Below are 24,929 nucleotides of genomic sequence, written 5' to 3' on the forward strand. Positions count from 1 at the left end.
TCAGGATTAAAAGTAGGGAATTTGTATGGAAAAACCCATTGGTTTACCCGACTTACGAATGAAGAATAGGGGAGGAACTAGAATTTTTCAAAAACCCCAAGTCCAAATAGTGCAAAATCATATTTTACGGGATCACTGGGGTCTAATTTACGAAGTGCGGTATCCAATTCCATAAGCGCCTTGGCATCATTCTGCTTACGTTGTAATAATCCGAGTTTTCTTGCTACATTACCAGAGTGCACATCCAACGGACAAGAAAGTTGTTTGGGTTGGATTTGTGTCCATAAACCGAAATCCACGCCTGTGGATGCATCCCTGACCATCCACCGTAAAAACATATTGATACGCTTGGCTGCCGATCCTTTCAAGGGGTCAGAGATGTGCTTGGTGGTTCGTTGTTCGTGGGGTAATTCAAAAAACACCTTCTTAAAGCCCGATATGGCGTTTTGTACCGAGTTGGCTTCGACATTGGCAGCAAATACGGCTTCCATTCCACCATGGTTTTGATAAATATGCCGAAGGCTCTGTATAAAATAAGTTAGGTCCCTACTATTAAAAGTGCGGTGAACAAATCCATCAAATCTTTCAAGGTCATTCGGCGTATGGTTCATGATGAAATCATAGGGCGAATGATCAAGCAAGTCCATCATTCTTTTGGCATTGTTAATAATGCTTTTGCGATTCCCCCAGGCAATGGTCGCCGTTAGGAAGCCACTGATCTCTATATCTTCCTTTAGGCTGAAAGCATGCGGTATTTGAATGGGATCACTATCCAAAAATTGTACTTGGTTGTATTCCTCAACTTTGACATCCAAAAACTCCTTAAGTTCTTTTTGGGTCATAGTAGGGGTCTATTGGTAAAATCGGCCCATTCAATGCCCGATGCATCGGTAATAAGGCCATCTACCATGGTAAGTTTGCGATCGGCCAAATCCGCCAATTCTTTATTATGGGTTACAATAACAAAGGTTTGACCAAATTTATCACGCAATTCAAAAAACAATTTGTGGAGATTATCGGCACTCTCAGAGTCCAGGTTTCCACTGGGTTCATCAGCGAAGATTACCGAGGGGTTGTTGATCAAGGCCCTTGCAACGGCAACACGTTGTTGTTCCCCTCCGGATAATTCATTGGGCTTGTGGTGAAGGCGATGGGCAAGTCCCAAAAACTCCAACAATTCCTTCGCCCGTTTTTCTGCTTGGTTACGGGGTGTCTTTTTAATGAATGCAGGAATACAGACATTCTCTAGCGCAGTAAACTCGGGTAATAATTGATGAAATTGAAAAATAAAACCAATATTCTCATTCCGGAAGCGCGCTATTTCATTATCGGTTAAATCAGTGACTTCCACACCCTTTATCAACAACCTACTGTCTACCTTATTACTTTGGACATCCAAAGTGCCCAAAATTTGTAGGAGTGTGGTCTTCCCTGCACCCGAGGGTCCCACAATAGAGACGATTTCACCCGATTTAATATGTAGGTCTACTCCTTTTAATACTTGTAAATCCCCATAAAACTTTTGGATATTGGTGGCTTGGATCATTGATGCTTTTTTTACAGTTCGAAAATTAATCAATAGCCAAGACATACCAAAACAACGCGGTAGATAACAATACTGTTTTCTTGTTTTATTTTAATGAATTAAGCGTTAAATTGTCATCCTATAATCTTTACGGGAAAAAAAGGTCCTTAAAAGGGGGAAAACGCACTTAGCGAACAACGTAAGTAACAAAATCACAAAATGACACCATATAGAAGTTTTGAGGAATATGATTTGGAAATCACCAAAGATGTTCAAGAACGGTATGCTAAAATAATTGAGGAAATAGGGGAGGACGTCTCACGGGAGGGATTGATGAAAACCCCTGAAAGAGCGGCAAAGGCCATGCTTTTTCTTACCCAAGGCTATGAGCAGGATGCGGCACAGATTTTAAAGAGTGCCATGTTCAATGAGTCGTACAATGAAATGGTCATCGTAAAGGATATTGAACTGTACTCCCTTTGTGAACACCATATGTTGCCCTTTTTTGGCAAAGCACATATCGCCTATATTCCTGACGGACAAATAGTTGGTCTTAGCAAATTACCGCGCATCGTTGATGTATTTGCACGGAGATTACAGGTTCAGGAACGATTAACCGAACAAATATTGGACTGTATCAACGATACCTTAAAACCCCAAGGTGTTGCCGTGGTGATCGAGGCTTCGCATATGTGTATGATGATGCGGGGTGTACAGAAACAAAATTCGGTAACCACTACCTCTGGATTCCGGGGAAGTTTTGTAAAAGAAGAGACCCGAAACGAATTTTTAAAGTTGATCAGTTCAAGCCTGTCCTAGGACGTACAACCAAATGTTCCCAAAATTGGCATTCTTATTGCTATGTGAATAATGGATCTATAATTTAAGAAATGTCAAAAAATAAAGATAAAAAATACAAAACCCTATTCTTGGGGCTATTGTTCGACGGTATTGGAATGTTGTCGTTCGCCGTACCTTTTATAGGGGATTTTTCCGATATTATTTGGGCCCCGTTGGCAGGATGGTTGATGACCCGATTATACAAAGGTAAAATTGGTCAAGCCGCTGGATTGGTTACGTTTATCGAGGAAATTATTCCAGGGTTGGATGTAGTTCCTACATTTACGATCATGTGGATTTACACCTATTTGATTAAAGGCACAAAAAAAGGAAAGACAATCGATATCAAAACTGATTGATCATCTTTCCTTATTACTTTTTATTTTAAAAAGGTATACTTACCGCCATTGAAATGTTCCTTCCAATATTTGGAATCAAATCGGTTTTTAAGCGGGACAAATGCGAAATATAGGTTTTATCAAAGATATTGTTGGCGCTCAATCTTAGCTCGATAGGTTGTTTATTGAACATGAAACTACCTCCCAAGCCTAAGTCTACCAAATTGTAATTATCTGAAGGGGTTTCAAATTCATCTACCTTATTTTGCTCAAAAATAGATCTGAGTGTTATAAAGGCATATTCCTCACTCAGCCAGGTTGATCTACCATCTCCTTCTACCCGAATCGTATTCACTAATTTATTTGCAGGGATCAGCGGAAGATATTCATCATTTTTGCGTTTCCCGATCACGGTTTCAAAACTACTATTATAATGTAACCAATCTATTGGGTGTGGGTGTAAATGAAACCCGATTTCACCGCCATAGAGTTTAGCGTCTTCCTGTACATAAGCAAAAACATCGGCCTCATCTATGATTTCCCCATTCGGTTGAATAAAAATGTAATCATTGATATTATTGTAAAATCCGTTTACAAAAAACTCTATATGTTTGTTGGTATACTCCAATGAAATATCGGTTTGGAAATTTTTCTCATGGTTTAAGTCCGGGTCACCGATTTCATAACGATTTGTTCCTTCATGCGTTCCGTCAGAAGTCAATTCAGCTAAGTTCGGTGCGCGGAAGCCCGTCGCGAAATTGATCCTTGTGGTCACTTTGTTGAACAATTCCAATTTATAGCCCAAAGCGGCATTGAAACTATTAAAACTTCGATCAAGAATTTCCGATGTAAGCTTCATAGGTTCTTCTGAGCTAATATTCCTATGGTCGTAACGCAGTCCTAACTGCAATCCATTTCGTTTTTCAAAATGAACGTGCGAAGTAGCCAAAACACCGATATCATTGGTTTTGGCATTAGGTATCAATACTTCCTCACCAAAATTGCTATTGGTTTGGTGCATACCCTGAACGCCGATTATCGTTTCAAACTTACCTAATTCCGGCAAGTGATATTCTGCGCTATAACTAAAAGTAGAGAGGTTCATGTCTAGGGCGGGGCCTTCTTCATGTACTTCCTCTTCATGTTCTTCTTCCCCTTCTTCCCCATGATCATGTTCCTCCTCAAACTCCTTTCTCTTGTTCATGATATAACCCAATGAAACGTTGAGACTGGAATTGTTAAAATAGATACCGGTTTTTGAACTCAGAATATGATTATCTATTTGTTGATAAGGCAACTCTGGGTCACGGTCTTTTTCCTGTACCCCGATTTCCTCAGGGATTCCTAATTCTGTTGAATTAAAATTATAACGCAACTCTGTCTTTATGGTACTGGACTGATAACCCATTCCTGTTTTAAGGTCATATTCATTGAACCTCGAATTGGTCAATCGTTCACCATCACCGGTCTTATAGTCAATATGGGAGGCGTAGCTTCCCCTTAAAAGGAATTTGAGTTTATCTGTTGATGTTTTAATTCCGGCATTCGCCCCTAAACCTTGTGTATTGGTAAAATAATTTAAGTTCACATCTCCCTCCGTGTTATTGGGTTGTGCGAATTTTTCGGGATTGAAGTAAAGTACCCCACCCATGGCATCCGAACCGTATAGCAGGGAAGCAGGTCCTTTAATAACCTCTACACTTTCCAATCCAGCGTCATTGATACCCAAACCATGTTCACTTCCAAATTGCTGGTTTTCAAGACGCACTCCTTGGGCATAAACCAATACCCTATTCGCACTGAGGCCACGTATTACGGGTTTCCCAATACCAACGCCAGTGGTAATACTCTCTACTCCGGCAATATTTGAAATACCCTCGGAAAGCGTTATTGCACCATTGCCCTTAAGCTCCTTGATATCGGCTCTTTCCACCTTCATGACATTCTCACTTTGTAATTTGTGAAAAGGTGTCGATACGATGATCTCCTCCATTTCTATAGCGGAGGGGACCAATACTATTTGCAAGGGGCCGGTATGGGAAGAAATGGCCATTTTCTGTTCAAATGTTTCAAAACCTAAAGAGGATATGACCAATTCAAAATTTCCATTGGGAATATTGATGATTTCAAAAGAGCCATTGGTATTCGTCGCCGTCCCTTTTTCCAACTCTGGAAAATAAATGGAAACCTGACTTAAAGGGGTACCGTCCTCTGCATTGGTAACGGTACCGATAATTGTATTTTGGGCCATACCCGTATAAAAGGATAAGGCCATAATCATGATTAGCAAAGTATGCTTCATAATGTTATGGATTAAAAATTAAAAAAATAAAATAATCTAGAACGCTACGAAGCGGTGGGGGGTCCCCTAAGGGAAAAATGAAGTTTTTGGTACTTACTTAAGAATGTATAGTGGTATGTAATCTTACTTGGTGCATCAATAACCAGTGGGCCAGGAATAAATACTATTGGAGTGGAACATAAAGGTGAAAGGTTGAAATCATGGAAAACACAATCCAATTCCACTTCATGCATATGTAATTTCCCCACTTGGGAGCACTTTGTACTTTTATGATCGTTTAGGGCATGGGAAATCTTAATTATGGATGGTACACATAAGAAAACCACCAATAGCATAGCCATTAGGGACATTGATTTCTTATGCTTAATTAAGTTCATTTTTCAAAGTTAACTAATAAACAACCTGTAAAAATTGTTAAGAAAAGTTTAATTATCCAGGAGAAAACCCAAACCGAGCCTTCGTAACATTTTCTTTTCCATATTCCAGAAAAATTTGAACTGACCAAAAAGCCATCCAAAGGCAATTAACAAAACTTGATAGGTTGGAAATATTATCAATATTCGGATAACCCAATATATCCAAGGATTTGTTGTTTCACGATGCAACCCAAGAAATTCGATTAGGGGCGCTGCAATTTTAACCGCTGTTGAACCGGTTACGGTGAACACGATAAAAATAACCACAATTTGAAAATTGGAATTTATGCCCCAACGTTTCTTCAATTTTTCCATGCAAAATTTTAAAAGCAGCTAATATACCCCTTAAATCCGAGGTAAAAAAGGGCCCAACCTCTGGTTGTATTTACGTTGAAAATATATAAAATAATTGTAAAGTTTATAGTTTACATCATAACCATAATCAATATTAGGGGAATAATCGATTTGCATTTCATATAAGTTCGGGTCGAACCTTTGTGGCTGAAGTACGCGTTGGTTCCATTCCTGCACGTAAATATTGTTTCTGTTTTCGAGATACGATTGGGAATAGTACCCTTCTGGTTTTGCGATGCTTTTCAGCCAAAAATCATAACCAGGTTCAATAATGATGATTTCATAACCAACGGCATCACTAGCGATTTTGATGGTATCACCCTCTTTTTGGGCAAAGGCTATTTTTTCATCCTCGTTTATGTCCACCGTTTCCTTGGTACTACCACAACTACTTGCAATGACCACCACTAAAATCAATACACCGAAAATTTTACAACATAAATGTTTCATGGCACTAATCGTTATTTCATGATTATTCAGTCCTTTTAAGCGATTGAACCTTACAACCTTATGCTTGTTTTAAGATACAAAAAAACCGCTTAGGAATTAAGCGGTTTCATATCATTGGGATTCATCCCGTTTTATTTTCCAAAAAGTCCACCGAGCAATCCGCCCAAGCCACCTTTCTTCTTGCTACCACCCATTACCATACCGGCAACGTCATCAAGAATACTGCCATCACCGTCAGCATCCAATAAAGTGGTGATCAAGCTTTGGTTTTCTGCAGGTTGACCCCCCAACATACCTCCTAAAAGACTATTTAAGCCATTGGCATCACTAACATTACTTTCTGATTTCTGTTTGGCTAGGAATCCCATCACAATAGGTGCTGCAATTTTTAAAATGCTCGCAACAGAACCAGCATCCAATCCTGATTTTTGGCTCAAGGCACTTTCTACCTGTGGTTGTTTATTTCCAAAGACGTGACCCAATATTCCGGCACCATCACTCATTACGGAATCATCGACACCTCCTCCGAACAATCCGCCAAGATTATCCAGTATACTTCCATCATGCTTTGAAGAAAGCGCACTCATCAACCCTTCGGCCCCTTGTGGAGAAGAGGATACATTTTTTTTCATGGCACCCAAAATCAAAGGCATGGCCATACTCATTACATCAGCGGTTTTATTTTCAGGTTGACCCGTTTGACCAGCAACACCGCTAATAAGTTGTTTGCCCATTGGGCTGTTTAGTAAATCTAATAATCCAGACATGTTATAGTTAATTTTAATATTGGTGCCGTAATGTACAAAAAAGCAATTAAGTATATATTTCCTTAACTATAATCTTATTTCAAAAGAGCAATAATCTGTGTGGCCAATTCACTTCCAATCCGATCTTGGGCCTCACCTGTGGCAGCCCCAATATGTGGTGTCAACGATATTTTAGGGTGCATTAGGATTTTTATTTCGGGTTTAGGTTCTGACTCATATACGTCCAAACCTGCAAAAGACACTTTTCCTTCTTCCATGGCATCGATTAGAGCGACTTCGTCAATTACCCCTCCACGGGCAGCATTTACGATACCAACCCCATCCTTCATGATATCGAAGTCACGTTCACCAATAACATATTTCTTTTGGGCGGGTACATGCACTGAGATGAAATCCGCTTGCTTTAAGAGTTCTTCCTTCGATATACCCTCAAAATCAAAAGAAACCGATTGGCCATCAAAGAAATTTACCGAAATGGTCGATTTTTCAATATAGGGGTCATAATAGACCACATTCATACCAATTCCCAAAGCAATTTTGGCGGTAGCTTGGCCAATTCTTCCAAAACCTATGACCCCTAGGGTTTTTCCCTTTAATTCGGTGCCACCGGCATAAGCCTTTTTAAGTTGCTTAAACTTACTATCCCCTTCCAAGGGCATATTTCTATTGGCATCATATAAAAACCGTACACCGCCGAACAAATGGGCAAAAACCAATTCAGCCACAGATTCTGAGGAAGCTGCAGGAGTATTGATGACATGGATGCCTTTTTCCTTGGCATAGGCCACATCAATATTATCCATTCCTACCCCGCCACGTCCAATCAGTTTCAGGGAAGGACATGAGTCGATAATATCTTTTCCGACTTGTGTGGCACCACGGACCAACAGTCCTACAATACCATTGTCATTGATAAATTTGACAAGTTGTTCTTGGGCTACAGTCGTTGTATTAACTACAAAACCTGCAGCTTCAAGCTCTTTTATACCCGTTTGGGAGATACCATCGTTTGCTAGAATATTCATTTGATATAAGATTAACCTTTTCGTTCCATTTCACTCATTACGTCAACCAACACCCCAACACTTTCAAGGGGTAGGGCATTGTACATAGAGGCTCTATAACCGCCGACTGAGCGATGGCCGTTAATTCCATTGATTCCCGCTTCTTTCCACAGGGCATCAAAGGTGTCCTTTAGTTTACTGTCAGTGAGGTTAAAGGTCGCATTCATGTTCGAACGGTCTTCTTTTTTGGCAAAACCTTCAAATACAGGATTCAAATCAATTTCAGAATATAGTAATTGTGCTTTTTTCTCATTGATTTCCTCAATGGCAGCAATGCCACCTAGATTTTTAAGCCATTCCAAGGTCAGCATTGAGGTATACACCGCGAAAACAGCAGGTGTATTGAACATACTGTCCTTACTTATATGTACCTTATAATCCAACATTGAAGGAATTTCCCTGGAAACTTTACCAAGAATGTCTTCCTTGACCACTACTAATGTCGTACCTGCTGGACCCATATTTTTTTGTGCCCCGGCATAAATTAGATCAAACTGGGAAAAATCCAATTGTCTCGAGAAAATATCGGAACTCATGTCACAGACCAATGGAATGTCCACTTTTGGGAATTTTTTCAGTTGGGTTCCGAAAATGGTGTTATTGGACGTGAGATGCAGATAATCCAAACCATTGGGTATGGTATATCCCTTGGGTATATAATTGAAGTTCTCATCTTTAGAGGAGCCTACTTCAATGACCTCTCCAAACAAACGCGCTTCCTTTAACGCCTTACTACTCCAAGTACCGGTGTTCAAATATCCCGCTTTTGTCTCAAGCAGGTTATATGCTACCATTAAGAATTCGAGACTGGCACCGCCTTGTAAAAACAGTGCTTTATATCCTTTGCCTTCCAACCCTAAGAGCTCCAGGGCAAGGTTGCGTGCTTTTTCCATTACTTCTACAAAATCCTTACTTCGATGTGAAACCTCGATCAAGGAAAGTCCAGATCCATTAAAATCCATTACAGCCTCGGAGGCTTTTAGGAAGACCTCCTGTGGTAAAATACATGGACCGGCACTAAAATTATGTTTTTTCATCTATGCTTGTAGTTTAGGGTTCAAAGATCATCAATTATATGGTAAAAATCAGTACGATTCATAATAAAATGGACTATGTTTTTAACAGGAATTCAACAGTGTCAACACCATCGGCATAGTCCTTTAACGCGGGTTTCTGTGTTTTTCCAAAGTCCACTTCATCCTCGAATAAACCATGGGCCACTACACATTGCATCTTCCCTTTATTCGTTTTGATATGGTGTTTAAGTCCTTCAATTGAATCATATTCCTCATAAAACAATGTGGCGATAGGTGAGGAGTAACTAGGGTCTTCCTTAAGCATTAAGAATCCGTTTTCAAGGATTTTAAATTCACTCATCAAATAAACCGCCTTATTATAATCGTAATTGTTCGCGTACTTTGCTTGATTGATTATGGGATTATAATCAAAGATCGCCTCGAAAAAAGGATCAAATCGATATCCCTTGGGCACAAAGACCTTTGATACACTTCTACAGCCCAATCCGTAGTATCTGAAAATATCCTCGCCCAAAGCAGTGAGCTGTTCTTTGGATTCCTTACCAGTGAGAACCGCCACGGAATTCCGATTTTTTCTTATAATATGGGGTTTGTGACTAAAATAATGCTCAAAATAACGGGCCGTATTATCACTTCCCGTGGCGATGACCGCATCAAAATGCTCCAATTTGCCCTCAGTAAAAGCAATCCCATTTTTGAGGGCAGGGGTTTGCTCGATCAAGTAATTGGCGATAAAAGGTAACAAAACCGCATCATTGGAAGATAACTTCACCAATGCCCTGTTGCCCGATAACAAAACGGAAAGAAAATCGTGAAAACCCACCAAGGGGATGTTTCCCGCCATGATTAAGGCCACTGTTTTTTGGTTGGATCTATCAATAGTATAGTCCGACAACCAATCCTTGAGGTTTTCTAAGGTCAGTAATTCACCCCAGCTTTCCAGGGCAAACAATATATTTTCTTCTGTAAACCAGCCATTTTTGTGACCTGCCAAGGTAATGACCTCTTGCATCTTTTGGCCCAAATCCTTGTTGAAGGATATCGACTCTGGTTTTTTACAGTATTCGGAATATTCCCGAAAGAATTTTCCAAGTTCAATAAAAGCATTTATTCTTTCCGCTTGGTCCGTCATAATATTTGTAAAGAAATGAATAAGGGTTTACCTTTGGACAAAAATAAGAATGCTGAAGCGAATTCAGTTTAAAAGAGAAAAAAATTATGGCAATAATTATTACAGATGAATGTATAAATTGTGGGGCTTGCGAACCAGAGTGCCCCAATACTGCAATTTATGAGGCAGCTGATGATTGGCGTTACAGTGATGGCACCTCATTAAGCGGGGATGTTGTTTTGCCTAATGGAAAGGCTATAAATGCAGACGAGGTTCAAGAACCGGTCAGTGATGAAGTTTATTATATCGCACCCGATAAGTGTACGGAATGTAAAGGATTCCATGATGAACCCCAGTGTGCTGCGGTTTGCCCTGTAGATTGTTGTGTGCCCGATGATGAACATAAGGAGAGTGAGGACGAATTACTGGCCAAACAAAGATTCATGCATCCAGAGGACTAACGTAGACGCTTATTGTCTTGCCGTTAGGCATAAAACTTAAAATAAAACCAAGAAATAGGCCCGAACTACATTGTTCGGGCTTTTGTTTTGCCCGAAAAGGGTCAATAATCATTTGAAAAACTATCTTTGCACACGATTTTGAAAATAGATTAGTTTTCAACCCTGAAATGTCTTTAATATGAAAGCAGGTATTGTAGGATTGCCAAATGTGGGAAAATCCACCTTATTTAATTGTTTGTCAAACGCTAAGGCGCAAAGTGCGAACTTTCCGTTCTGTACTATTGAGCCCAATATTGGCGTAGTCAATGTTCCTGATGCCAGATTGGGAAAATTGGAAGAACTCGTTGATCCCGAAAGGGTATTACCTGCCACGGTAGATATCGTTGATATCGCAGGTTTGGTAAAAGGGGCAAGTAAGGGGGAAGGACTCGGAAACCAATTCTTGGGAAACATTCGTGAAACCGATGCCATTCTTCACGTGCTTCGCTGTTTCGACAATGACAATATTGTTCATGTTGATGGTTCGGTTGACCCTATTAGGGACAAGGAGACCATTGATATGGAATTGCAATTGAAAGACCTTGAAACGGTGGATAAGAAGCTGGACAAGGTTAAAAGAGCCGCAAAAACCGGAAATAAGGAAGCCCAAAAAGAGGAGGTAGCACTTTTAAAGGTCAAAGAAGGACTGGAAACAGGAACATCTGTTCGCGCCCTTACCTTTTCCGATGATGAAAAAAAGGAATACATAAAACCTTTGCAGTTCATTACCGACAAACCGGTAATGTACGTCTGCAATGTAGACGAGGAAGCTGCAGTATCAGGCAATGCCTATGTTGACAGGGTCAAGGAAGCCGTTGCCAATGAGAAGGCTGAAGTAATATTTCTTGCCGTTGGTACCGAAGCGGATATTACCGAGTTGGAAACTTACGAAGAACGTCAAATGTTCCTTGAAGATCTTGGACTCTCAGAGCCCGGTTCGGCAAAATTGATTCGTGGCGCCTATAAATTATTGGATTTGGAAACCTATTTTACGGCAGGTGTCAAGGAGGTTCGTGCCTGGACGATTCCTGTTGGCGCAACAGCACCACAGGCGGCAGGGGTTATCCATACCGATTTCGAAAAAGGCTTCATCAGGGCGGAGGTCATCTCCTATGAGGATTATGTGAAGTACGGAAGTGAGGCAAAGGTTAAAGAGGCCGGGAAAATGCGCGTTGAAGGAAAGGATTATATAGTTCAGGATGGGGATGTTATGCATTTTAGGTTCAATGTTTAATATAACTTATTAATCCTATTACTTTTGATCGAAGGGAATAGGGAGTCTTCCATGGTTGGACATTGTATTTCTATTTTCAACCAATACATTTATTGTTTTGAAAATCCTAGGTTGGCTGTATGATCCAGAAAATACCTGCAGCCAATAGTGGAATAGTATTCGCCATAATCGGGGTAGTATTATTTTCCGCAAAAGCCGTGTTGGTCAAGGTTGCCTACACCTATAAGGTTGACCATTTGACCTTATTGCTGTTTCGTATGGTTTTTGCCTTACCCTTTTACCTTCTTATCGCTTTCTCCAAAAAACCATTACATTCAAAAGAAATCAATTACAAAGATTATTTGTGGGTGGTGTTTTTCAGATTTATCGGTTATTACCTGGCCAGTCTTTTCGATTTTATGGGGCTTCAGCATATAAAAGCAGGGTTAGAGCGTATCATTCTTTTCATATACCCAACAATGGTGGTCGTTTTATCATGGTTGATTTTTAAAAAAAGCATTTCTAAAATACAGATTATTGCCATTATTATCACCTATTTAGGTGTAATACTCACCTTTTGGAACGAAGAACCAATGAAGGACGGTTCTGTTATTTTAGGGGGAATCCTGATTTTTTTCAGCGCTTTGACATACGCTTCCTATTTGGTCGGTAGTGGCTGGCTGATCCCTAAATTTGGGGTAATGCAATTCACCTCATATGCCATGATCGTCTCTACGGTTTGTATCGTACTGCATTATTCGATGGTCAAAGGGTTTCAGCTTTCAACCTATCCCAAAGAGGTTTATTATTTAGGTATCGCCATGGCGATTTTCTCGACTTTGATTCCTTCCTTTTTGGTTTCTGCAGCCATAAAACGTTTAGGGGCCTCAACCTTTTCCCTATTCGGGAGTTTAGGACCGGTATCAACGATCATTTTGGCTTTTTTCTTTTTGGATGAACGCATTACCATACTTCAAATTATTGGAATGCTGGTTGTTATCGGCGGCGTTACCCTGGTTTCGAGACAGAAAGCTTAAGAGTACAATGCATTTAGGGTGTCCATTTACTGTAAAAGACGTTTGGTATTCCCTACTTCAGGGAAGATTTAGAAACATATAGATTGAATTATAGGAACAAAATTGGTATTTTCGTTGTAGATTACTTTCTAAGCCAAAAGCTTTGAAAATTGCTTTGAAATTTTATATTAGCAGGGATAAACCCCTGATGAACTATGGCAGAGTCCCAATATACTGAAGATAACATTCGATCACTCGATTGGAAAGAGCACATTCGATTACGCCCAGGTATGTATATAGGAAAACTGGGAGATGGCTCTTCGGCCGATGATGGCATTTACATACTTTTAAAGGAAACCCTCGATAACTGTATCGATGAATTCGTAATGGGTGCAGGTAAGACCATCGAAATCACCATAAAGGATAAGATGGTACGTGTTAGGGATTATGGACGAGGCATTCCCTTGGGGAAAGTCGTCGACGTGGTCTCAAAAATGAATACAGGGGGTAAGTACGACAGTCGAGCGTTTAAAAAGTCGGTCGGACTTAACGGTGTAGGTACGAAAGCCGTAAATGCACTTTCCAGTTTTTTCGAGGTGCAGTCGTCAAGGGACAACCAAATGAAAACGGCCCAATTCGAACAAGGCAACTTAACTTTGGAGGAAGGTCCTGTTGACACTTCAAAACGAAAGGGAACCCGGGTTACTTTTATCCCTGATGAGTCCATATTCAAGAATTACAAATACAGGAATGAGTATGTAGAACGCATGCTCAAAAACTATGTTTATCTCAATCCAGGATTGACCATTGTTTTCAATGGAGAAAAATTCTATTCTGAAAACGGACTGAAAGACCTGCTCGAGGACAACAATAATGCCGAAGATCTATTATACCCCATCATACACCTAAAAGGGGAGGATATCGAAGTGGCGATTACCCATAGTAAGACCCAATACAGTGAGGAATACCATTCCTTCGTAAACGGCCAACACACCACCCAGGGCGGAACACACCAATCGGCCTTTCGCGAGGCATTGGTAAAGACCATAAGGGATTTTTACGGAAAGAATTATGACGCCAGTGATATTCGAAAATCCATTATTTCCGCCGTTTCCATAAAGGTAATGGAGCCCGTATTTGAAAGTCAGACCAAGACGAAATTGGGATCCACCGATATGGGAGGTGATTTTCCGACGGTCCGTACCTATATCAATGATTTCGTAGGGAAGTATTTGGATAATTATTTGCATAAAAATCCGGAAACCGCCGAAAAATTGCAACGGAAGATCATGATGGCCGAAAAAGAGCGAAAAGAACTTTCAGGCATACGGAAACTGGCGCGGGATCGGGCCAAAAAGGCCAGTTTGCACAATAAAAAATTACGGGATTGTCGGGTTCATTTGGGGGATATGAAGAATGACCGTAGATTGGACAGCACCTTGTTCATTACTGAAGGGGATTCCGCCTCGGGTTCCATCACCAAATCACGTGATGTTAACACCCAAGCGGTCTTCAGTTTAAGGGGTAAGCCCTTGAATTCGTATGGCATGTCCAAAAAGATCGTATACGAGAACGAGGAGTTCAATTTATTACAAGCCGCCCTGAACATAGAGGAATCTATGGAAGACCTGAGGTACAACAATGTTGTGATTGCAACGGATGCCGATGTGGACGGAATGCATATTCGGCTGCTATTGATAACGTTTTTTCTACAGTTTTTCCCGGAATTGATCAAGGAAAACCATCTCTATATCTTACAAACCCCCTTATTCAGGGTGCGTAACAAAAAGGAGACTATCTACTGTTACAGCGAGGAAGAGCGCAAAAATGCCATAACCAAGTTGACCGGTAAACCGGAAATAACACGCTTTAAGGGTCTAGGGGAAATCTCACCGGACGAATTCCAATTTTTCATTGGGGAGGATATTCGGTTGGAACCCGTGATGTTGGATAAAGCAATGTCCATAGAAAACCTATTGCAATTCTATATGGGCAAAAACACTCCAGACCGTCAGGAATTCATCATCAATAACCTTAAAGTGGAAATTGACTTAGTAGAGGAAAACCAATTATAAATCTAGATAACCCGAATCTTTCTTTATGGAAGAGAATGAAGAGCTGAACGAGGCACAAAACGAAAATTCACCAATCGAGGACAACACAGGAACTGATGACTCTGGCCATGCATTGACCAAGGTTACAGGTATGTACAAGGATTGGTTTTTAGATTACGCTTCCTATGTTATTTTAGAGCGTGCGGTACCAGCGATTGAAGATGGCTTTAAACCCGTACAACGCAGGATCTTACACGCCCTTAAAGAGCTTGATGATGGCCGTTACAATAAAGTGGCCAATGTGGTAGGGCATACCATGCAATACCATCCCCACGGAGATGCCAGTATAGCGGATGCCATGGTACAGATTGGTCAAAAAGACCTGTTGATCGATACCCAAGGTAACTGGGGTAACATCTTGACAGGGGATAGGGCGGCCGCTTCCCGATACATTGAGGCACGACTCTCGAAGTTTGCCTTGGAGGTGGTATTCAGTCCTAAGATCACCGAATGGCAACTCTCTTATGATGGCCGTAAAAAAGAACCGGTTAACCTGCCCGTTAAGTTTCCTTTATTACTGGCACAAGGAGCGGAAGGTATTGCGGTCGGACTTTCAACCAAGGTGTTGCCACACAATTTCATTGAACTGATAGATGCCTCCATAAAACATCTAAAAGGGCAACGATTTACACTTTTCCCTGATTTTCCTACAGCGGGAATCATTGATGTGAGCTCATATAATGATGGTTTGAGGGGAGGTAAGATCCGCGTAAGGGCCAAAATCAGCCAAAGGGACAAGAATACCTTGGTGATTAATGAAATCCCATACGGAACCAACACTTCTTCCTTAATCGATTCCATTCTAAAAGCGAACGAGAAAGGCAAGATCAAGATTAAAAAAATTGAGGATAACACCGCTGCGGAAGTAGAAATCTTAGTACACTTGCCCAATGGTATTTCCCCAGACAAGACCATAGATGCACTGTATGCCTTTACGGCCTGTGAATCTTCCATTTCGCCCTTGGGATGTATCATTGAAGACAACAAACCTCTTTTTATTGGCGTGACCCATATGCTGAAACAATCCACGGATCTTACTGTGGAACTCCTAAAGGCCGAACTTGAAATCAGACTGTCGGAACTCGAGGAGCAATGGCATTTTGCCTCATTGGAGCGTATTTTTATAGAAAATAGGATCTATCGGGATATTGAGGAGGAAGAAACTTGGGAAGGAGTGATCAAGGCCATCGACAAAGGTCTAAAACCACACACCAAACACCTGAAAAGGGCCGTAACCGAAGAAGACATTGTTCGTTTGACCGAAATTCGAATCAAACGTATATCCAAATTCGATATTGATAAGGCCCAACAGTATTTGGATAATTTGGAGGAAAGTATTGCCGAGGTAAAACATCACCTGGAGAACCTTATTGAATTTGCAATCGATTATTTCAAAAATTTAAAGACCAAATACGGTAAAGGCCGCGAACGTAAATCAGAAATACGGATATTCGATGATATCGAGGCTACCAAAGTAGTCATACGAAACACGAAATTGTACGTCAATCGGGAAGAAGGTTTTGTCGGCACTTCGCTACGTCGGGATGAATACGTGACCGATTGTAGTGATATCGATGATATTATCGTATTTACGCAAGATGGTAAGGCCATGGTGACCAAAGTCGACACCAAAACCTTTATCGGCAAGAATATTATCCATGTAGCGGTCTTTAAGAAAAAAGACAAGCGTACTACCTACAATATGATTTACAGGGACGGTAAAAGTGGCCCCACCTATATCAAAAGATTCAATGTGACCAGTGTTACCCGAGATCGACTTTACGACCTCACCCCGGGAAAACCCAATTCCCTTGTTCAGTATTTTTCAGCCAATCCAAATGGTGAGGCAGAGGTGGTCACCATCAACCTTCGACAGGTAGGTAGTATTAAAAAATTGAAATGGGACATCGATTTTGCGGATGTCATCATAAAAGGAAGAGGATCTAAAGGAAACATTGTTACGAAATACACCGTTAAACGAATTGAATTGAAAGAAAAAGGGGTGTCGACCCTCAAACCTCGAAAAATCTGGTTCGACGATGTAGTCCGTCGTTTGAATGTAGATGGTAGGGGGGAGCTGCTAGGTGAATTCCGTGGCGACGATCTATTGTTGATCGTTACCCAGAAAGGAGTGGCCAAAACAATTTTACCAACCTTGACCTCCCGTTTTGATGATGATATGATCATTCTAGAGAAATGGAACCCACATAAACCACTATCCGCTATTTATTGGGAAGGGGAAAAAGAACGGTTCTATGTAAAACGATTTCAGATTGAGCATCCCAATCGGGAAGATATGTTCATTTCCGAGCATCCAAAATCACATCTCGAATTGGTCTCCACAGATTGGCGCCCGGTTGCCGAGATAGAGTTTACAAAGCCTAGAGGCAAAGACCATAAACCAAACCTAACTATTGATTTAGAGGATTTTATATCGATTAAAGGAATAAAAGCTTTAGGTAATCAATTGACTTCCGACAAAGTAAAGAACATCAATTTATTGGAATCTTTGCCCTATGAGGAACCAGCAGCTCCGGAAACCAGCGAAATAGAAGTGGTTGACGAAGAGGATGTAAGCGTTGATACCAAGAAGAAACCAAAATCGGAAGATGACCAGAAAGAGAATCCTGATATCGATGACGAAGGACAAACCGCCTTATTTTAGCTATTGACCCCAATGAGGAATTTTATTCAAGAATTCAAGGATTTTGCGATTAAGGGAAATATGATGGATATGGCCATCGGTATCATCATAGGTACAGCCTTTAACAATGTAGTCAGTGTTCTTGTCAAAAAAGTAATCATGCCTCCTTTGTCCCTTATGACCGAGGATGTTCATTTGGCCGATAAAAAATACATTTTACGCGAAGCTGTTGGGAATGTGACCGAAGTTGCCATAGGCTATGGGGAACTTATCGAGGTGATTGTTGATTTTGCGATTATTTCATTTACTATCTTTGCAGTTATTAAATTCATGAACCGCTTTAGAACCAAAGCGGAAGACCCCGCCAACAAAGAAGAAAAAACGCCTAAGAACATTGAATTGTTGGCGAATCTTGAGAAGCTCATGAAAGAGCAGAATGAAATTCTCAGGAATAACAAACAATAATAACAAGTCTAGTAGGACTGAAATATTAAACAGTACCTTTGCATTAATTAAAAAATTATGGATTTCACCAACCCCCTGGTATACGGAGCGCCCTGCTTTATAGCATTTATTTTATTGGAATTAGCCTATAGTAAGACCCATGGAGACGATGATCTCTATGAATGGAAAGACTTGTTCGCTAGTGGTTTTATGGGAGTTGGCTCCGCAATCATCGCCCCATTGATCAAATTGATTTCCGCTATTGTCATATTCGAATTCACTTATGAATTGTTCAATCCCGTAGTTGATGGGGTTCGAACCAATATCATGGGGTATGCCTCATTTGGCTATGCCTGGTATATTTGGTTGCTCTGTCAATTGGCCGATGATTTTACATATTATTGGTTTCACAGGGCCAATCATGAAGTACGTATTCTTTGGGCTGCGCACATTGTGCACCATTCATCCGACAACTTCAATCTTGGAACAGCCGTGCGAAACGGATGGTTTACCATTTTATACAAGCCATTGTTCTACATGTGGATGCCGGCATTGGGTTTCCCTCCCGAAATGGTCGTCGTCTGTTTAGGTATCGAGGCACTATGGCAGTTTCAATTACATACCGTATACGTGCCTAAAATGGGCTTTTTGGAAAAAATATTCAATACGCATACCATGCACCAGGTACATCACGCCCAGAACGTTGAGTATTTGGACAAAAACCATGGTGGATTCCTCAATATCTTCGATAAAATCTTTGGTACCTGGAAAGAGTACGATGAGAATATCGATGTGAAATATGGAGTTATCCATGCCCCAAAATCCTATAATCCCGTAGTAATCCTTACCCATGAATTCAAGGATATCTGGAACGATGTAAAAAAATCAAAGAAATTCTCCCATGCCTTAATGTACATTTTCGGACCTCCGGGTTGGAGTCCGGATGGCAGCACATTAACCGTAAAACAACAACAACGGCTTTTTAAGCAACAGAAGGGCCATAATCCGAAAACAGCCTACACAAGACCCAATTAGGAATAAGGGATCGGATTATAGTTGATCCCCATTCATTTTCTTAACAGGTGGGGTCTTCTTGTTTTTCTTCATTTTCATATTAAAGAATTCGACCATTAACGAAAAGGTAATGGAGAAATAGAGGTACCCTTTTGGAATAACCCCAACTTCATTACCAAAGACCACTAAATGCGATAAATGGGCCGATTCCGCAATCAGCATAAATCCGATTAGAATCAGAAAAGAGAGCCCCAAAACTTGGATCGAAGGATGTTTGTTGACAAATTCACCCACAGGATTGGCGAACAACATCATGATCAATACGGAGATTACCACCGCAATGATCATTAAGACCAAGGCGTCATTGGGGTTAGGCGATATACCATTGGTCATTCCTATGGCAGTCAAAATAGAATCGAAGGAGAAAACAATGTTGATTACCGTAATTTGAATAATCGCATTCATCAAAGAGGTAGAGCGGTGGCTTGTAACTTCCCGTTCATCATGGCCTTTGTCCTCTATTTTTTCATGGATCTCACTTGTACTTTTATAAAGCAGAAACAGCCCTCCTGCGAACAAAATCAACCCTTGTCCGCTAATCCCACCTGATATCCACTCACCATCCAAAACCCAAAAAGGTTTTTTCATACTGGTCAGTAACGAAATCCCGAACAACAATAGGATACGCATGACCATAGCCAGGACTAATCCCAAGTTGGTTGCTTTCTTACGTTGTTTTTTTTCTAATTTCCCGGCAGCAATGGATATGAAGATAATATTATCTATACCCAGGACAATCTCAAGAAAGGTTAATGTGAGTAATGCCACCCAGGCATCAGGACTCGCTAAAATATCGAACATGGTTAGTTGGTTTTTATGGCTGTTCCCCTAGATTTATTAGGGTCACCTACAATATTATATTCAAATGTATAAGAATTATCGGTAGTGCTCAATATTTTCATGTGAACCGATTTTTCCTCGGCCTTGTTCTTGGGATGCATCTTCTTTACGATATATTCACAATCATTGATCCACCGAACTGAGGAACTATCCGATTTCCCCTGAAAGTAATCGATTTCCAAGGCCCCTGAACGCACAAAAGTAGTACTGACCTCCTTATCACCTATAACTGTGGTAAAAGTGAATTTACCGTCCTTAAAAACCTTACAGTCCCTTTGTGGCTGATAACATGAGGCAAGAAGTAACAATAAAACGAATGAAACAATAAATCCTTTATGCATAAACACAAAATAAAGAATTTAGTAGCACATAGCATATGTTGTATTCAAATAAAATTTAAGATTAGCCCTCATAGCATGTAAAACTTCCATCGCTATAGAAAATAACGATTTTATCTATGGATTTCTTCCCTTTGGCCTTTGGGATGTTTTTTTCAATATTTTCCAAAGCAGGGGCAAGAGGCTTCACTTCAGGTACTTTAGTAGTTGTTTTTTTTGAGGCAGGAAAACTACCTTTTCCTTCCAACAACCAATACAGGTCCACTTCAGGAATCGCCTTGACGACTTTCATCACAAACTCCAGACTAGGTTTATTTCTTCCTGAAAGTAAGTGGGAGATACTGGACCGCTGCACCTTGATCTTATCCGCAAAAGAAGAAGCCGACAAGTCGTAATAGCGAAGAATTTCCTCCAAACGTTTTATAAAATCACCAGTGTTTACCATTGTAATTTATTGGAATACAAAGGTAATAAAAAGATATTCCATCAGGAGTGAATATATCCATAATTGATAGTTCATAATTAAACATAAACTTCATTTAAAGTATGATAATAAACTGATATACTATATTATAAGATAGTTTATTGCAATATCATAATGGATAGGAATGCCTTTGATTACAATTCTAAATAAAACACATTACAGATGTAAACAACATAATATACAATTGTAAACACAGTGATTACAAATGTAATTTATTATGATGTTACCTTAGCGGCGTTGAAATAAAGATCAAAAATGGCAATTACCCAAGACACTTATAATTCAGTAAAAGAAAGGACCTTAAAAGGTAGGTACATAACCTTAGATCATATAAAACCGATTCTTGACAAGCTACCAGATAATTTTCAAGTTCAGGTTATGGGTCACTCCGTTAATAAGTCCCCCATTCATGCGGTTACTTTTGGAACCGGTAAGATCAAAATATTGATGTGGTCACAAATGCATGGAAATGAATCCACCACGACCAAAGCCGTTTTTGACCTGTTTAATCTATTCCAATCGAATTCCAAGGGCTATGAAGCTATTTTAAGGAACTGTACCATTAGGGTTATTCCAATGCTCAATCCTGATGGGGCTAAAGCCTATACCCGTATCAATGCCAATAAGGTTGATTTGAACAGGGACGCCCAGGAAAGGACTCAACCAGAAAGTAATGTGTTGCGTAAGTGTTATGAGGATTTTCTGCCTGACTATTGTTTCAATCTTCACGGGCAACGTACCATATTCAATGTAGGGAACACCCCAAAACCGGCCACGGTTTCATTTTTAGCCCCTGCTTTTGATGAAGAACGCAGTATTTCCCCCTCAAGGGCACAAAGTATGCGTTTGATTGTTGCGATGAATAATGTGTTACAAAACTTGATACCTGGTCAAATTGGACGCTATGACGATGGTTTTAATGCCAATTGCGTGGGCGACACCTTTCAAATGTTGAATATCCCTACCATTTTATTCGAAGCAGGCCATTATTTCGACGATTATGAACGGGAGCATACGCGTAACTATATTTTTACAGCACTGCTTACTGCCTTGGAGGTGATTTCAGGGGACATCGTCAATAGTTTTAAAAAGGAAGAATATTTTGGCATTCCCGATAACAACAAATTGTTTTATGACATATTGATATCAAATGCACACATTATCAATCCCAGGAAATACAAGTCCGGGGACGCTATCGGGTTACTCTTTAAGGAAACACTTCAAAATGAGCAAATTGCTTTTATACCCCACATCGAAAAGTCCGGAAATCTTCAAAATTATTTTGGACATAAAACCTATGACTGCAGTCAAGAAAGTGATCTATCTGCATTAAAAAACCAAACTTTCTGGAACCTCATAAAGTCCTGATTTTGAACATAAGATTCAAAAAACAATCTTATATTACATTTTTGTTAAAAAATTACAACTTTTATTATGTTTAATTTCTTAATTACGTATTTTTGCACCAAAGATTAAATGACCATGACAAAAGTAAAATTAGACGAGATTGACCACCAGATTTTGGATATGTTGATCGATAACACAAGAACCCCTTTCACCGATATAGCCAAAAAATTATTGATTTCAGCAGGTACGGTACATGTACGTGTCAAAAAAATGGAAGAAGCCGGAATCATTCGTGGTTCCTCCCTGACTTTGGACTATGTAAAGTTGGGATATGCCTTTATTGCCTATGTAGGTGTTTTCTTGGAGAAAACGCATCAGACTAAATTTGTATTGGAGCGCTTGGAGCAAATTCCAAATGTCACCGTTGCCCACATCACTACTGGAAAATTTAATATTTTCTGTAAAATCAGGGCTAAGGATACCAATCATGCGAAGAACATCATCTTTAAGATTGATGATATTGATGGGATCAGCAGAACTGAGACCATGATTTCCTTGGAAGAAAGTATCAACGATAAAAAACGTTTGATGCATACGATTTTCAACGAGTTGTGATATTCCTTATAACACTATAATTCATCTCCCAAAGACTATGTTTTTGGGATTTTTTAGCTTGTGGCCTATGCGAATCAATGAATTGAAATCTTCAGAATACGACCCTTATTACAAAACCTATTTGGATGTTTTGGGCAATGTTGAATTGTTCGACACCTTGGGTTCACAATTAAATAATTTCCCTCAATTTATCAGTAGCATTCCTGATGAAAAACTAAATTATGCTTATAGTGAGGGGAAATGGACCATTAGTGAGGTTTTGGTTCATATTTTGGATACGGAACGGGTTTTCCAATATCGGGCATTGCGGTTCATACGTGGGGACGAAACACCTTTACCGGGTTTTGACCAAGATTTATATGTACCCAACTCCAATGCGGCGAACCGAACTAAACAAAGTATCATTGAGGAGTACAAGGCAATTCGTCAATCAACGAATGCCCTTTTCTTTTCTATGGACAAAAAAGCGCTACATTATATGGGTAGGGCCAGCAATGCCCCAATGAGTGTCGCGGCATTGGGCTTTATTATCTGCGGACACCAAAAACACCATAGAAATGTAATTCGAAACAGCTATTTAGGATAAGATTTTAAAGTTCCTCATTAAAATCATCCTCGGATTGTAGTTCAAATTCCTTACCACCCAAGCTGTCTTCGAATTCAGGTTGTTGCCTTGGCTCCAAACCTCGTTCCATATTCTCCTCGAAGTTCGAAATGAAATTGGCAAGACTCTTACTTATTTTCACCAAATAAACCGTGTCATCGGTTCGTAATTCTACCGTTTCAATGATTTCACCGCGCACATTCCTAAAAGTGATGATATCATCGTCACCATAACCATTGGGATAGGTCTCGATAAGTTTAGCCGCTAAATGATGGTTTAATTTTTTGTAATCGATTAGTTTTCGGATCATGATAGTTTGGTTTAAGTGATCATTCTAAAAATCAGTTATTCATATATCCAAACTAGCCAATATTCCAACATAATTAATCAAAGAGTTGTAAATCAATGATTTTAGTATATGAAGCCCCTAATCTTTGTAGTAAGCAAAAGCCCCTACATACAAATCATTGGGTATTTTCACGTCTATGACCGGATTTCCGATGGATTCCAATAGTACAAAATTAATATTCCCGTGCGAATTCTTCTTGTCGAATTTCAACATGGATAGAATGGCGGTGATATCGCTGGATGTGAAATCAACTTTTGGGTACCATTTTAAAAAGGAGGTTTTGATATCTTCCAGGTCCTCTGTGGGCAATCCTGTCAATTTGTTCGAAAGATAGGCTTCCAACACCATTCCCACAGCTATGGCCTCTCCATGTAAAAGGGTTTCCTTACCATCGTTTTCAAGAAAATAAGATTCAACAGCGTGACCTAAAGTATGTCCGAAATTCAAGATTTTCCTTAAATGCTGTTCCGTGGGATCCTCAAGAACGACCCTGTTCTTAATGGAAACCGAAGTGTATATATCTTCCCCTATGGTGTCTAGGTTGTTGAGGGACTTTAATTTTTTCCAATACGAAGCATCCTGAATCAGGCCATGTTTCAACATTTCCGCAAAGCCACTTCGCATTTGCCGGTCTTCAAGGGTTTCTAAAAAAACAGTGGAGACCAACACCATCTTTGGCTGGTTGATCACGCCAATCTGGTTTTTTAAAGACCCTAGATCCACACCGGTTTTACCTCCAACGGAAGCATCTACCATAGATAAAAGGGTCGTAGGAATATTAATGAAATCAATCCCTCTTTTATAGGTTGAGGCAACAAAGCCACCCAAATCAGTCACCACTCCACCCCCAAGGTTGATCAACAGGCTTTTTCGGTCAGCATCCATATCCGACAAGGCTTCCCAAACATGGGTACAAGCCTCTATATTCTTATGTACTTCCCCTGCCTTAATCTCGATCAGATCAAACGGAAATGCATTCGCCATGGTCTTCTCAAATACAGGCAAACAATGTTCCTTGGTATTTTCGTCCACAAGGACAAAAACCTTGGAATAGGTTTGCTTACCAAGATAATCCTTTAATTGTAAAAAAGCATTCCCATTAAAATGGACGGCGTAAGAAGAAGTTGTGATCGATTCCATATT

General features: G+C 40.1%; 26 protein-coding genes. 12 read left to right on the forward strand and 14 right to left on the reverse strand.

Going from position 1 to position 24,929, the window contains the following annotated elements:
* Window positions 1-77: 77 nt before the first annotated feature.
* Together HPE56_RS00270 and HPE56_RS00275 are read right to left on the reverse strand one after the other, a co-directional pair.
* The gene (locus tag HPE56_RS00270; protein ID WP_188241777.1) at window positions 78-842 is read right to left on the reverse strand and encodes a TIGR02757 family protein; all 765 of its coding nucleotides are present in this window, start codon (window positions 840-842) and stop codon (window positions 78-80) included.
* The gene (locus tag HPE56_RS00275; protein ID WP_188241778.1) at window positions 839-1,546 is read right to left on the reverse strand and encodes an ABC transporter ATP-binding protein; all 708 of its coding nucleotides are present in this window, start codon (window positions 1,544-1,546) and stop codon (window positions 839-841) included. Before HPE56_RS00275 ends, HPE56_RS00270 begins: the two co-directional genes overlap by 4 nt.
* Before the next feature lie 198 nt (window positions 1,547-1,744).
* Here HPE56_RS00275 and folE point away from each other — a divergent pair, with 198 nt between their 5' ends.
* A complete protein-coding gene (gene folE, locus HPE56_RS00280) occupies window positions 1,745-2,344 on the forward strand; it encodes a GTP cyclohydrolase I FolE (protein WP_109654042.1) in 600 nt (199 codons plus the stop codon).
* A 71-nt stretch (window positions 2,345-2,415) separates the two neighbouring features.
* Window positions 2,416-2,724: a hypothetical protein gene (locus tag HPE56_RS00285; RefSeq protein ID WP_188241779.1), complete on the forward strand. Its 309-nt coding sequence runs from the start codon at window positions 2,416-2,418 to the stop codon at window positions 2,722-2,724.
* Window positions 2,725-2,749: 25 nt separating this feature from the next.
* Here the strand turns inward: HPE56_RS00285 and HPE56_RS00290 are convergent, their stop codons facing one another.
* The 7 genes from HPE56_RS00290 to HPE56_RS00315 form a co-directional block, all read right to left on the reverse strand.
* Entirely contained in the window at window positions 2,750-5,005 is a 2,256-nt protein-coding gene (locus HPE56_RS00290; protein ID WP_188241780.1) for a TonB-dependent receptor, read from the reverse strand.
* A gap of 425 nt (window positions 5,006-5,430) precedes the next feature.
* Window positions 5,431-5,736 carry a DUF6787 family protein gene (locus HPE56_RS20215; RefSeq protein ID WP_223170125.1) on the reverse strand — a complete coding sequence of 102 codons (306 nt, stop codon included), beginning with the start codon at window positions 5,734-5,736 and terminating at the stop codon, window positions 5,431-5,433.
* Between the two features lie 30 nt (window positions 5,737-5,766).
* A complete protein-coding gene (locus HPE56_RS00295; RefSeq protein WP_188241781.1) occupies window positions 5,767-6,225 on the reverse strand; it encodes a DUF6146 family protein in 459 nt (152 codons plus the stop codon).
* 131 nt (window positions 6,226-6,356) lie between these two features.
* On the reverse strand, window positions 6,357-6,992 hold the full coding sequence (locus HPE56_RS00300; RefSeq protein ID WP_109654028.1) for a DUF937 domain-containing protein: 636 nt from the start codon (window positions 6,990-6,992) through the stop codon (window positions 6,357-6,359).
* Between the two features lie 74 nt (window positions 6,993-7,066).
* Window positions 7,067-8,017 (reverse strand): D-2-hydroxyacid dehydrogenase, encoded by a 951-nt coding sequence (locus HPE56_RS00305; protein WP_188241782.1) that lies wholly within the window; start codon window positions 8,015-8,017, stop codon window positions 7,067-7,069.
* Between the two features lie 11 nt (window positions 8,018-8,028).
* Window positions 8,029-9,093, reverse strand: a complete 1,065-nt coding sequence (serC, locus tag HPE56_RS00310; RefSeq protein WP_188241783.1) for a 3-phosphoserine/phosphohydroxythreonine transaminase — start codon at window positions 9,091-9,093, stop codon at window positions 8,029-8,031.
* A 73-nt stretch (window positions 9,094-9,166) separates the two neighbouring features.
* Window positions 9,167-10,225 (reverse strand): acyl-CoA reductase, encoded by a 1,059-nt coding sequence (locus HPE56_RS00315; protein WP_188241784.1) that lies wholly within the window; start codon window positions 10,223-10,225, stop codon window positions 9,167-9,169.
* 86 nt (window positions 10,226-10,311) lie between these two features.
* Here HPE56_RS00315 and HPE56_RS00320 point away from each other — a divergent pair, with 86 nt between their 5' ends.
* The 7 genes from HPE56_RS00320 (at window position 10,312) to HPE56_RS00350 (ending at window position 19,170) form a co-directional block, all read left to right on the forward strand.
* On the forward strand, window positions 10,312-10,665 hold the full coding sequence (locus HPE56_RS00320; RefSeq protein WP_188241785.1) for a 4Fe-4S dicluster domain-containing protein: 354 nt from the start codon (window positions 10,312-10,314) through the stop codon (window positions 10,663-10,665).
* 178 nt (window positions 10,666-10,843) lie between these two features.
* Window positions 10,844-11,938, forward strand: coding sequence for a redox-regulated ATPase YchF (gene ychF / locus HPE56_RS00325; RefSeq protein ID WP_188241786.1), 1,095 nt, complete (start codon window positions 10,844-10,846; stop codon window positions 11,936-11,938).
* Between the two features lie 119 nt (window positions 11,939-12,057).
* Entirely contained in the window at window positions 12,058-12,954 is an 897-nt protein-coding gene (locus tag HPE56_RS00330; protein ID WP_188241787.1) for a DMT family transporter, read from the forward strand.
* A gap of 194 nt (window positions 12,955-13,148) precedes the next feature.
* Window positions 13,149-15,008, forward strand: a complete 1,860-nt coding sequence (locus HPE56_RS00335; protein WP_188241788.1) for a DNA topoisomerase IV subunit B — start codon at window positions 13,149-13,151, stop codon at window positions 15,006-15,008.
* 25 nt (window positions 15,009-15,033) lie between these two features.
* A complete protein-coding gene (locus HPE56_RS00340; RefSeq protein ID WP_188241789.1) occupies window positions 15,034-17,712 on the forward strand; it encodes a DNA gyrase/topoisomerase IV subunit A in 2,679 nt (892 codons plus the stop codon).
* A gap of 12 nt (window positions 17,713-17,724) precedes the next feature.
* Entirely contained in the window at window positions 17,725-18,156 is a 432-nt protein-coding gene (gene mscL / locus HPE56_RS00345) for a large conductance mechanosensitive channel protein MscL (RefSeq protein WP_188241790.1), read from the forward strand.
* A gap of 57 nt (window positions 18,157-18,213) precedes the next feature.
* On the forward strand, window positions 18,214-19,170 hold the full coding sequence (locus tag HPE56_RS00350; RefSeq protein WP_188241791.1) for a sterol desaturase family protein: 957 nt from the start codon (window positions 18,214-18,216) through the stop codon (window positions 19,168-19,170).
* Window positions 19,171-19,185: 15 nt separating this feature from the next.
* On the opposite strand, the gene HPE56_RS00355 is transcribed toward HPE56_RS00350, so the two are convergent.
* The 3 genes from HPE56_RS00355 to HPE56_RS00365 form a co-directional block, all read right to left on the reverse strand.
* Entirely contained in the window at window positions 19,186-20,010 is an 825-nt protein-coding gene (locus tag HPE56_RS00355) for a TerC family protein (protein ID WP_188241792.1), read from the reverse strand.
* Between the two features lie 2 nt (window positions 20,011-20,012).
* Window positions 20,013-20,390 (reverse strand): DNA topoisomerase IV, encoded by a 378-nt coding sequence (locus HPE56_RS00360; protein ID WP_188241793.1) that lies wholly within the window; start codon window positions 20,388-20,390, stop codon window positions 20,013-20,015.
* 61 nt (window positions 20,391-20,451) lie between these two features.
* Entirely contained in the window at window positions 20,452-20,832 is a 381-nt protein-coding gene (locus HPE56_RS00365) for a helix-turn-helix domain-containing protein (RefSeq protein WP_188241794.1), read from the reverse strand.
* A gap of 294 nt (window positions 20,833-21,126) precedes the next feature.
* Between HPE56_RS00365 and HPE56_RS00370 the strand changes: the two genes are divergently transcribed.
* The 3 genes from HPE56_RS00370 to HPE56_RS00380 all read left to right on the forward strand — a co-directional run bounded on the left by HPE56_RS00370 (window position 21,127) and on the right by HPE56_RS00380 (window position 23,419).
* Window positions 21,127-22,239 (forward strand): M14 family metallopeptidase, encoded by a 1,113-nt coding sequence (locus tag HPE56_RS00370; protein WP_188241795.1) that lies wholly within the window; start codon window positions 21,127-21,129, stop codon window positions 22,237-22,239.
* 114 nt (window positions 22,240-22,353) lie between these two features.
* The gene (locus tag HPE56_RS00375) at window positions 22,354-22,833 is read left to right on the forward strand and encodes an Lrp/AsnC family transcriptional regulator (protein WP_188241796.1); all 480 of its coding nucleotides are present in this window, start codon (window positions 22,354-22,356) and stop codon (window positions 22,831-22,833) included.
* Window positions 22,834-22,900: 67 nt separating this feature from the next.
* Complete coding sequence (locus tag HPE56_RS00380; protein WP_188241797.1) at window positions 22,901-23,419, forward strand: DinB family protein; 519 nt, start codon at window positions 22,901-22,903, stop codon at window positions 23,417-23,419.
* A gap of 4 nt (window positions 23,420-23,423) precedes the next feature.
* Here the strand turns inward: HPE56_RS00380 and HPE56_RS00385 are convergent, their stop codons facing one another.
* Together HPE56_RS00385 and aroB are read right to left on the reverse strand one after the other, a co-directional pair.
* The gene (locus tag HPE56_RS00385) at window positions 23,424-23,747 is read right to left on the reverse strand and encodes a hypothetical protein (protein ID WP_188241798.1); all 324 of its coding nucleotides are present in this window, start codon (window positions 23,745-23,747) and stop codon (window positions 23,424-23,426) included.
* Between the two features lie 117 nt (window positions 23,748-23,864).
* A complete protein-coding gene (gene aroB / locus HPE56_RS00390; RefSeq protein WP_188241799.1) occupies window positions 23,865-24,926 on the reverse strand; it encodes a 3-dehydroquinate synthase in 1,062 nt (353 codons plus the stop codon).
* Window positions 24,927-24,929: the final 3 nt, after the last annotated feature.

This window comes from Maribacter aquimaris, from assembly GCF_014596745.1.
GTDB classification, from domain to species: Bacteria; Bacteroidota; Bacteroidia; order Flavobacteriales; family Flavobacteriaceae; genus Maribacter_A; species Maribacter_A aquimaris.

Excerpts from the sequence above, each read along its gene's own strand:
- HPE56_RS00270 (WP_188241777.1), bottom strand. The coding sequence starts at position 842 with ATGACCCAAAAAGAACTTAAGGAGTTTTTGGATGTCAAAGTTGAGGAA.
- HPE56_RS00275 (WP_188241778.1), bottom strand. The coding sequence starts at position 1,546 with ATGATCCAAGCCACCAATATCCAAAAGTTTTATGGGGATTTACAAGTA.
- folE (WP_109654042.1), top strand. The coding sequence starts at position 1,745 with ATGACACCATATAGAAGTTTTGAGGAATATGATTTGGAAATCACCAAA.
- HPE56_RS00285 (WP_188241779.1), top strand. The coding sequence starts at position 2,416 with ATGTCAAAAAATAAAGATAAAAAATACAAAACCCTATTCTTGGGGCTA.
- HPE56_RS00290 (WP_188241780.1), bottom strand. The coding sequence starts at position 5,005 with ATGAAGCATACTTTGCTAATCATGATTATGGCCTTATCCTTTTATACG.
- HPE56_RS20215 (WP_223170125.1), bottom strand. The coding sequence starts at position 5,736 with ATGGAAAAATTGAAGAAACGTTGGGGCATAAATTCCAATTTTCAAATT.
- HPE56_RS00295 (WP_188241781.1), bottom strand. The coding sequence starts at position 6,225 with ATGAAACATTTATGTTGTAAAATTTTCGGTGTATTGATTTTAGTGGTG.
- HPE56_RS00300 (WP_109654028.1), bottom strand. The coding sequence starts at position 6,992 with ATGTCTGGATTATTAGATTTACTAAACAGCCCAATGGGCAAACAACTT.
- HPE56_RS00305 (WP_188241782.1), bottom strand. The coding sequence starts at position 8,017 with ATGAATATTCTAGCAAACGATGGTATCTCCCAAACGGGTATAAAAGAG.
- serC (WP_188241783.1), bottom strand. The coding sequence starts at position 9,093 with ATGAAAAAACATAATTTTAGTGCCGGTCCATGTATTTTACCACAGGAG.
- HPE56_RS00315 (WP_188241784.1), bottom strand. The coding sequence starts at position 10,225 with ATGACGGACCAAGCGGAAAGAATAAATGCTTTTATTGAACTTGGAAAA.
- HPE56_RS00320 (WP_188241785.1), top strand. The coding sequence starts at position 10,312 with ATGGCAATAATTATTACAGATGAATGTATAAATTGTGGGGCTTGCGAA.
- ychF (WP_188241786.1), top strand. The coding sequence starts at position 10,844 with ATGAAAGCAGGTATTGTAGGATTGCCAAATGTGGGAAAATCCACCTTA.
- HPE56_RS00330 (WP_188241787.1), top strand. The coding sequence starts at position 12,058 with ATGATCCAGAAAATACCTGCAGCCAATAGTGGAATAGTATTCGCCATA.
- HPE56_RS00335 (WP_188241788.1), top strand. The coding sequence starts at position 13,149 with ATGGCAGAGTCCCAATATACTGAAGATAACATTCGATCACTCGATTGG.
- HPE56_RS00340 (WP_188241789.1), top strand. The coding sequence starts at position 15,034 with ATGGAAGAGAATGAAGAGCTGAACGAGGCACAAAACGAAAATTCACCA.
- mscL (WP_188241790.1), top strand. The coding sequence starts at position 17,725 with ATGAGGAATTTTATTCAAGAATTCAAGGATTTTGCGATTAAGGGAAAT.
- HPE56_RS00350 (WP_188241791.1), top strand. The coding sequence starts at position 18,214 with ATGGATTTCACCAACCCCCTGGTATACGGAGCGCCCTGCTTTATAGCA.
- HPE56_RS00355 (WP_188241792.1), bottom strand. The coding sequence starts at position 20,010 with ATGTTCGATATTTTAGCGAGTCCTGATGCCTGGGTGGCATTACTCACA.
- HPE56_RS00360 (WP_188241793.1), bottom strand. The coding sequence starts at position 20,390 with ATGCATAAAGGATTTATTGTTTCATTCGTTTTATTGTTACTTCTTGCC.
- HPE56_RS00365 (WP_188241794.1), bottom strand. The coding sequence starts at position 20,832 with ATGGTAAACACTGGTGATTTTATAAAACGTTTGGAGGAAATTCTTCGC.
- HPE56_RS00370 (WP_188241795.1), top strand. The coding sequence starts at position 21,127 with ATGGCAATTACCCAAGACACTTATAATTCAGTAAAAGAAAGGACCTTA.
- HPE56_RS00375 (WP_188241796.1), top strand. The coding sequence starts at position 22,354 with ATGACAAAAGTAAAATTAGACGAGATTGACCACCAGATTTTGGATATG.
- HPE56_RS00380 (WP_188241797.1), top strand. The coding sequence starts at position 22,901 with ATGCGAATCAATGAATTGAAATCTTCAGAATACGACCCTTATTACAAA.
- HPE56_RS00385 (WP_188241798.1), bottom strand. The coding sequence starts at position 23,747 with ATGATCCGAAAACTAATCGATTACAAAAAATTAAACCATCATTTAGCG.
- aroB (WP_188241799.1), bottom strand. The coding sequence starts at position 24,926 with ATGGAATCGATCACAACTTCTTCTTACGCCGTCCATTTTAATGGGAAT.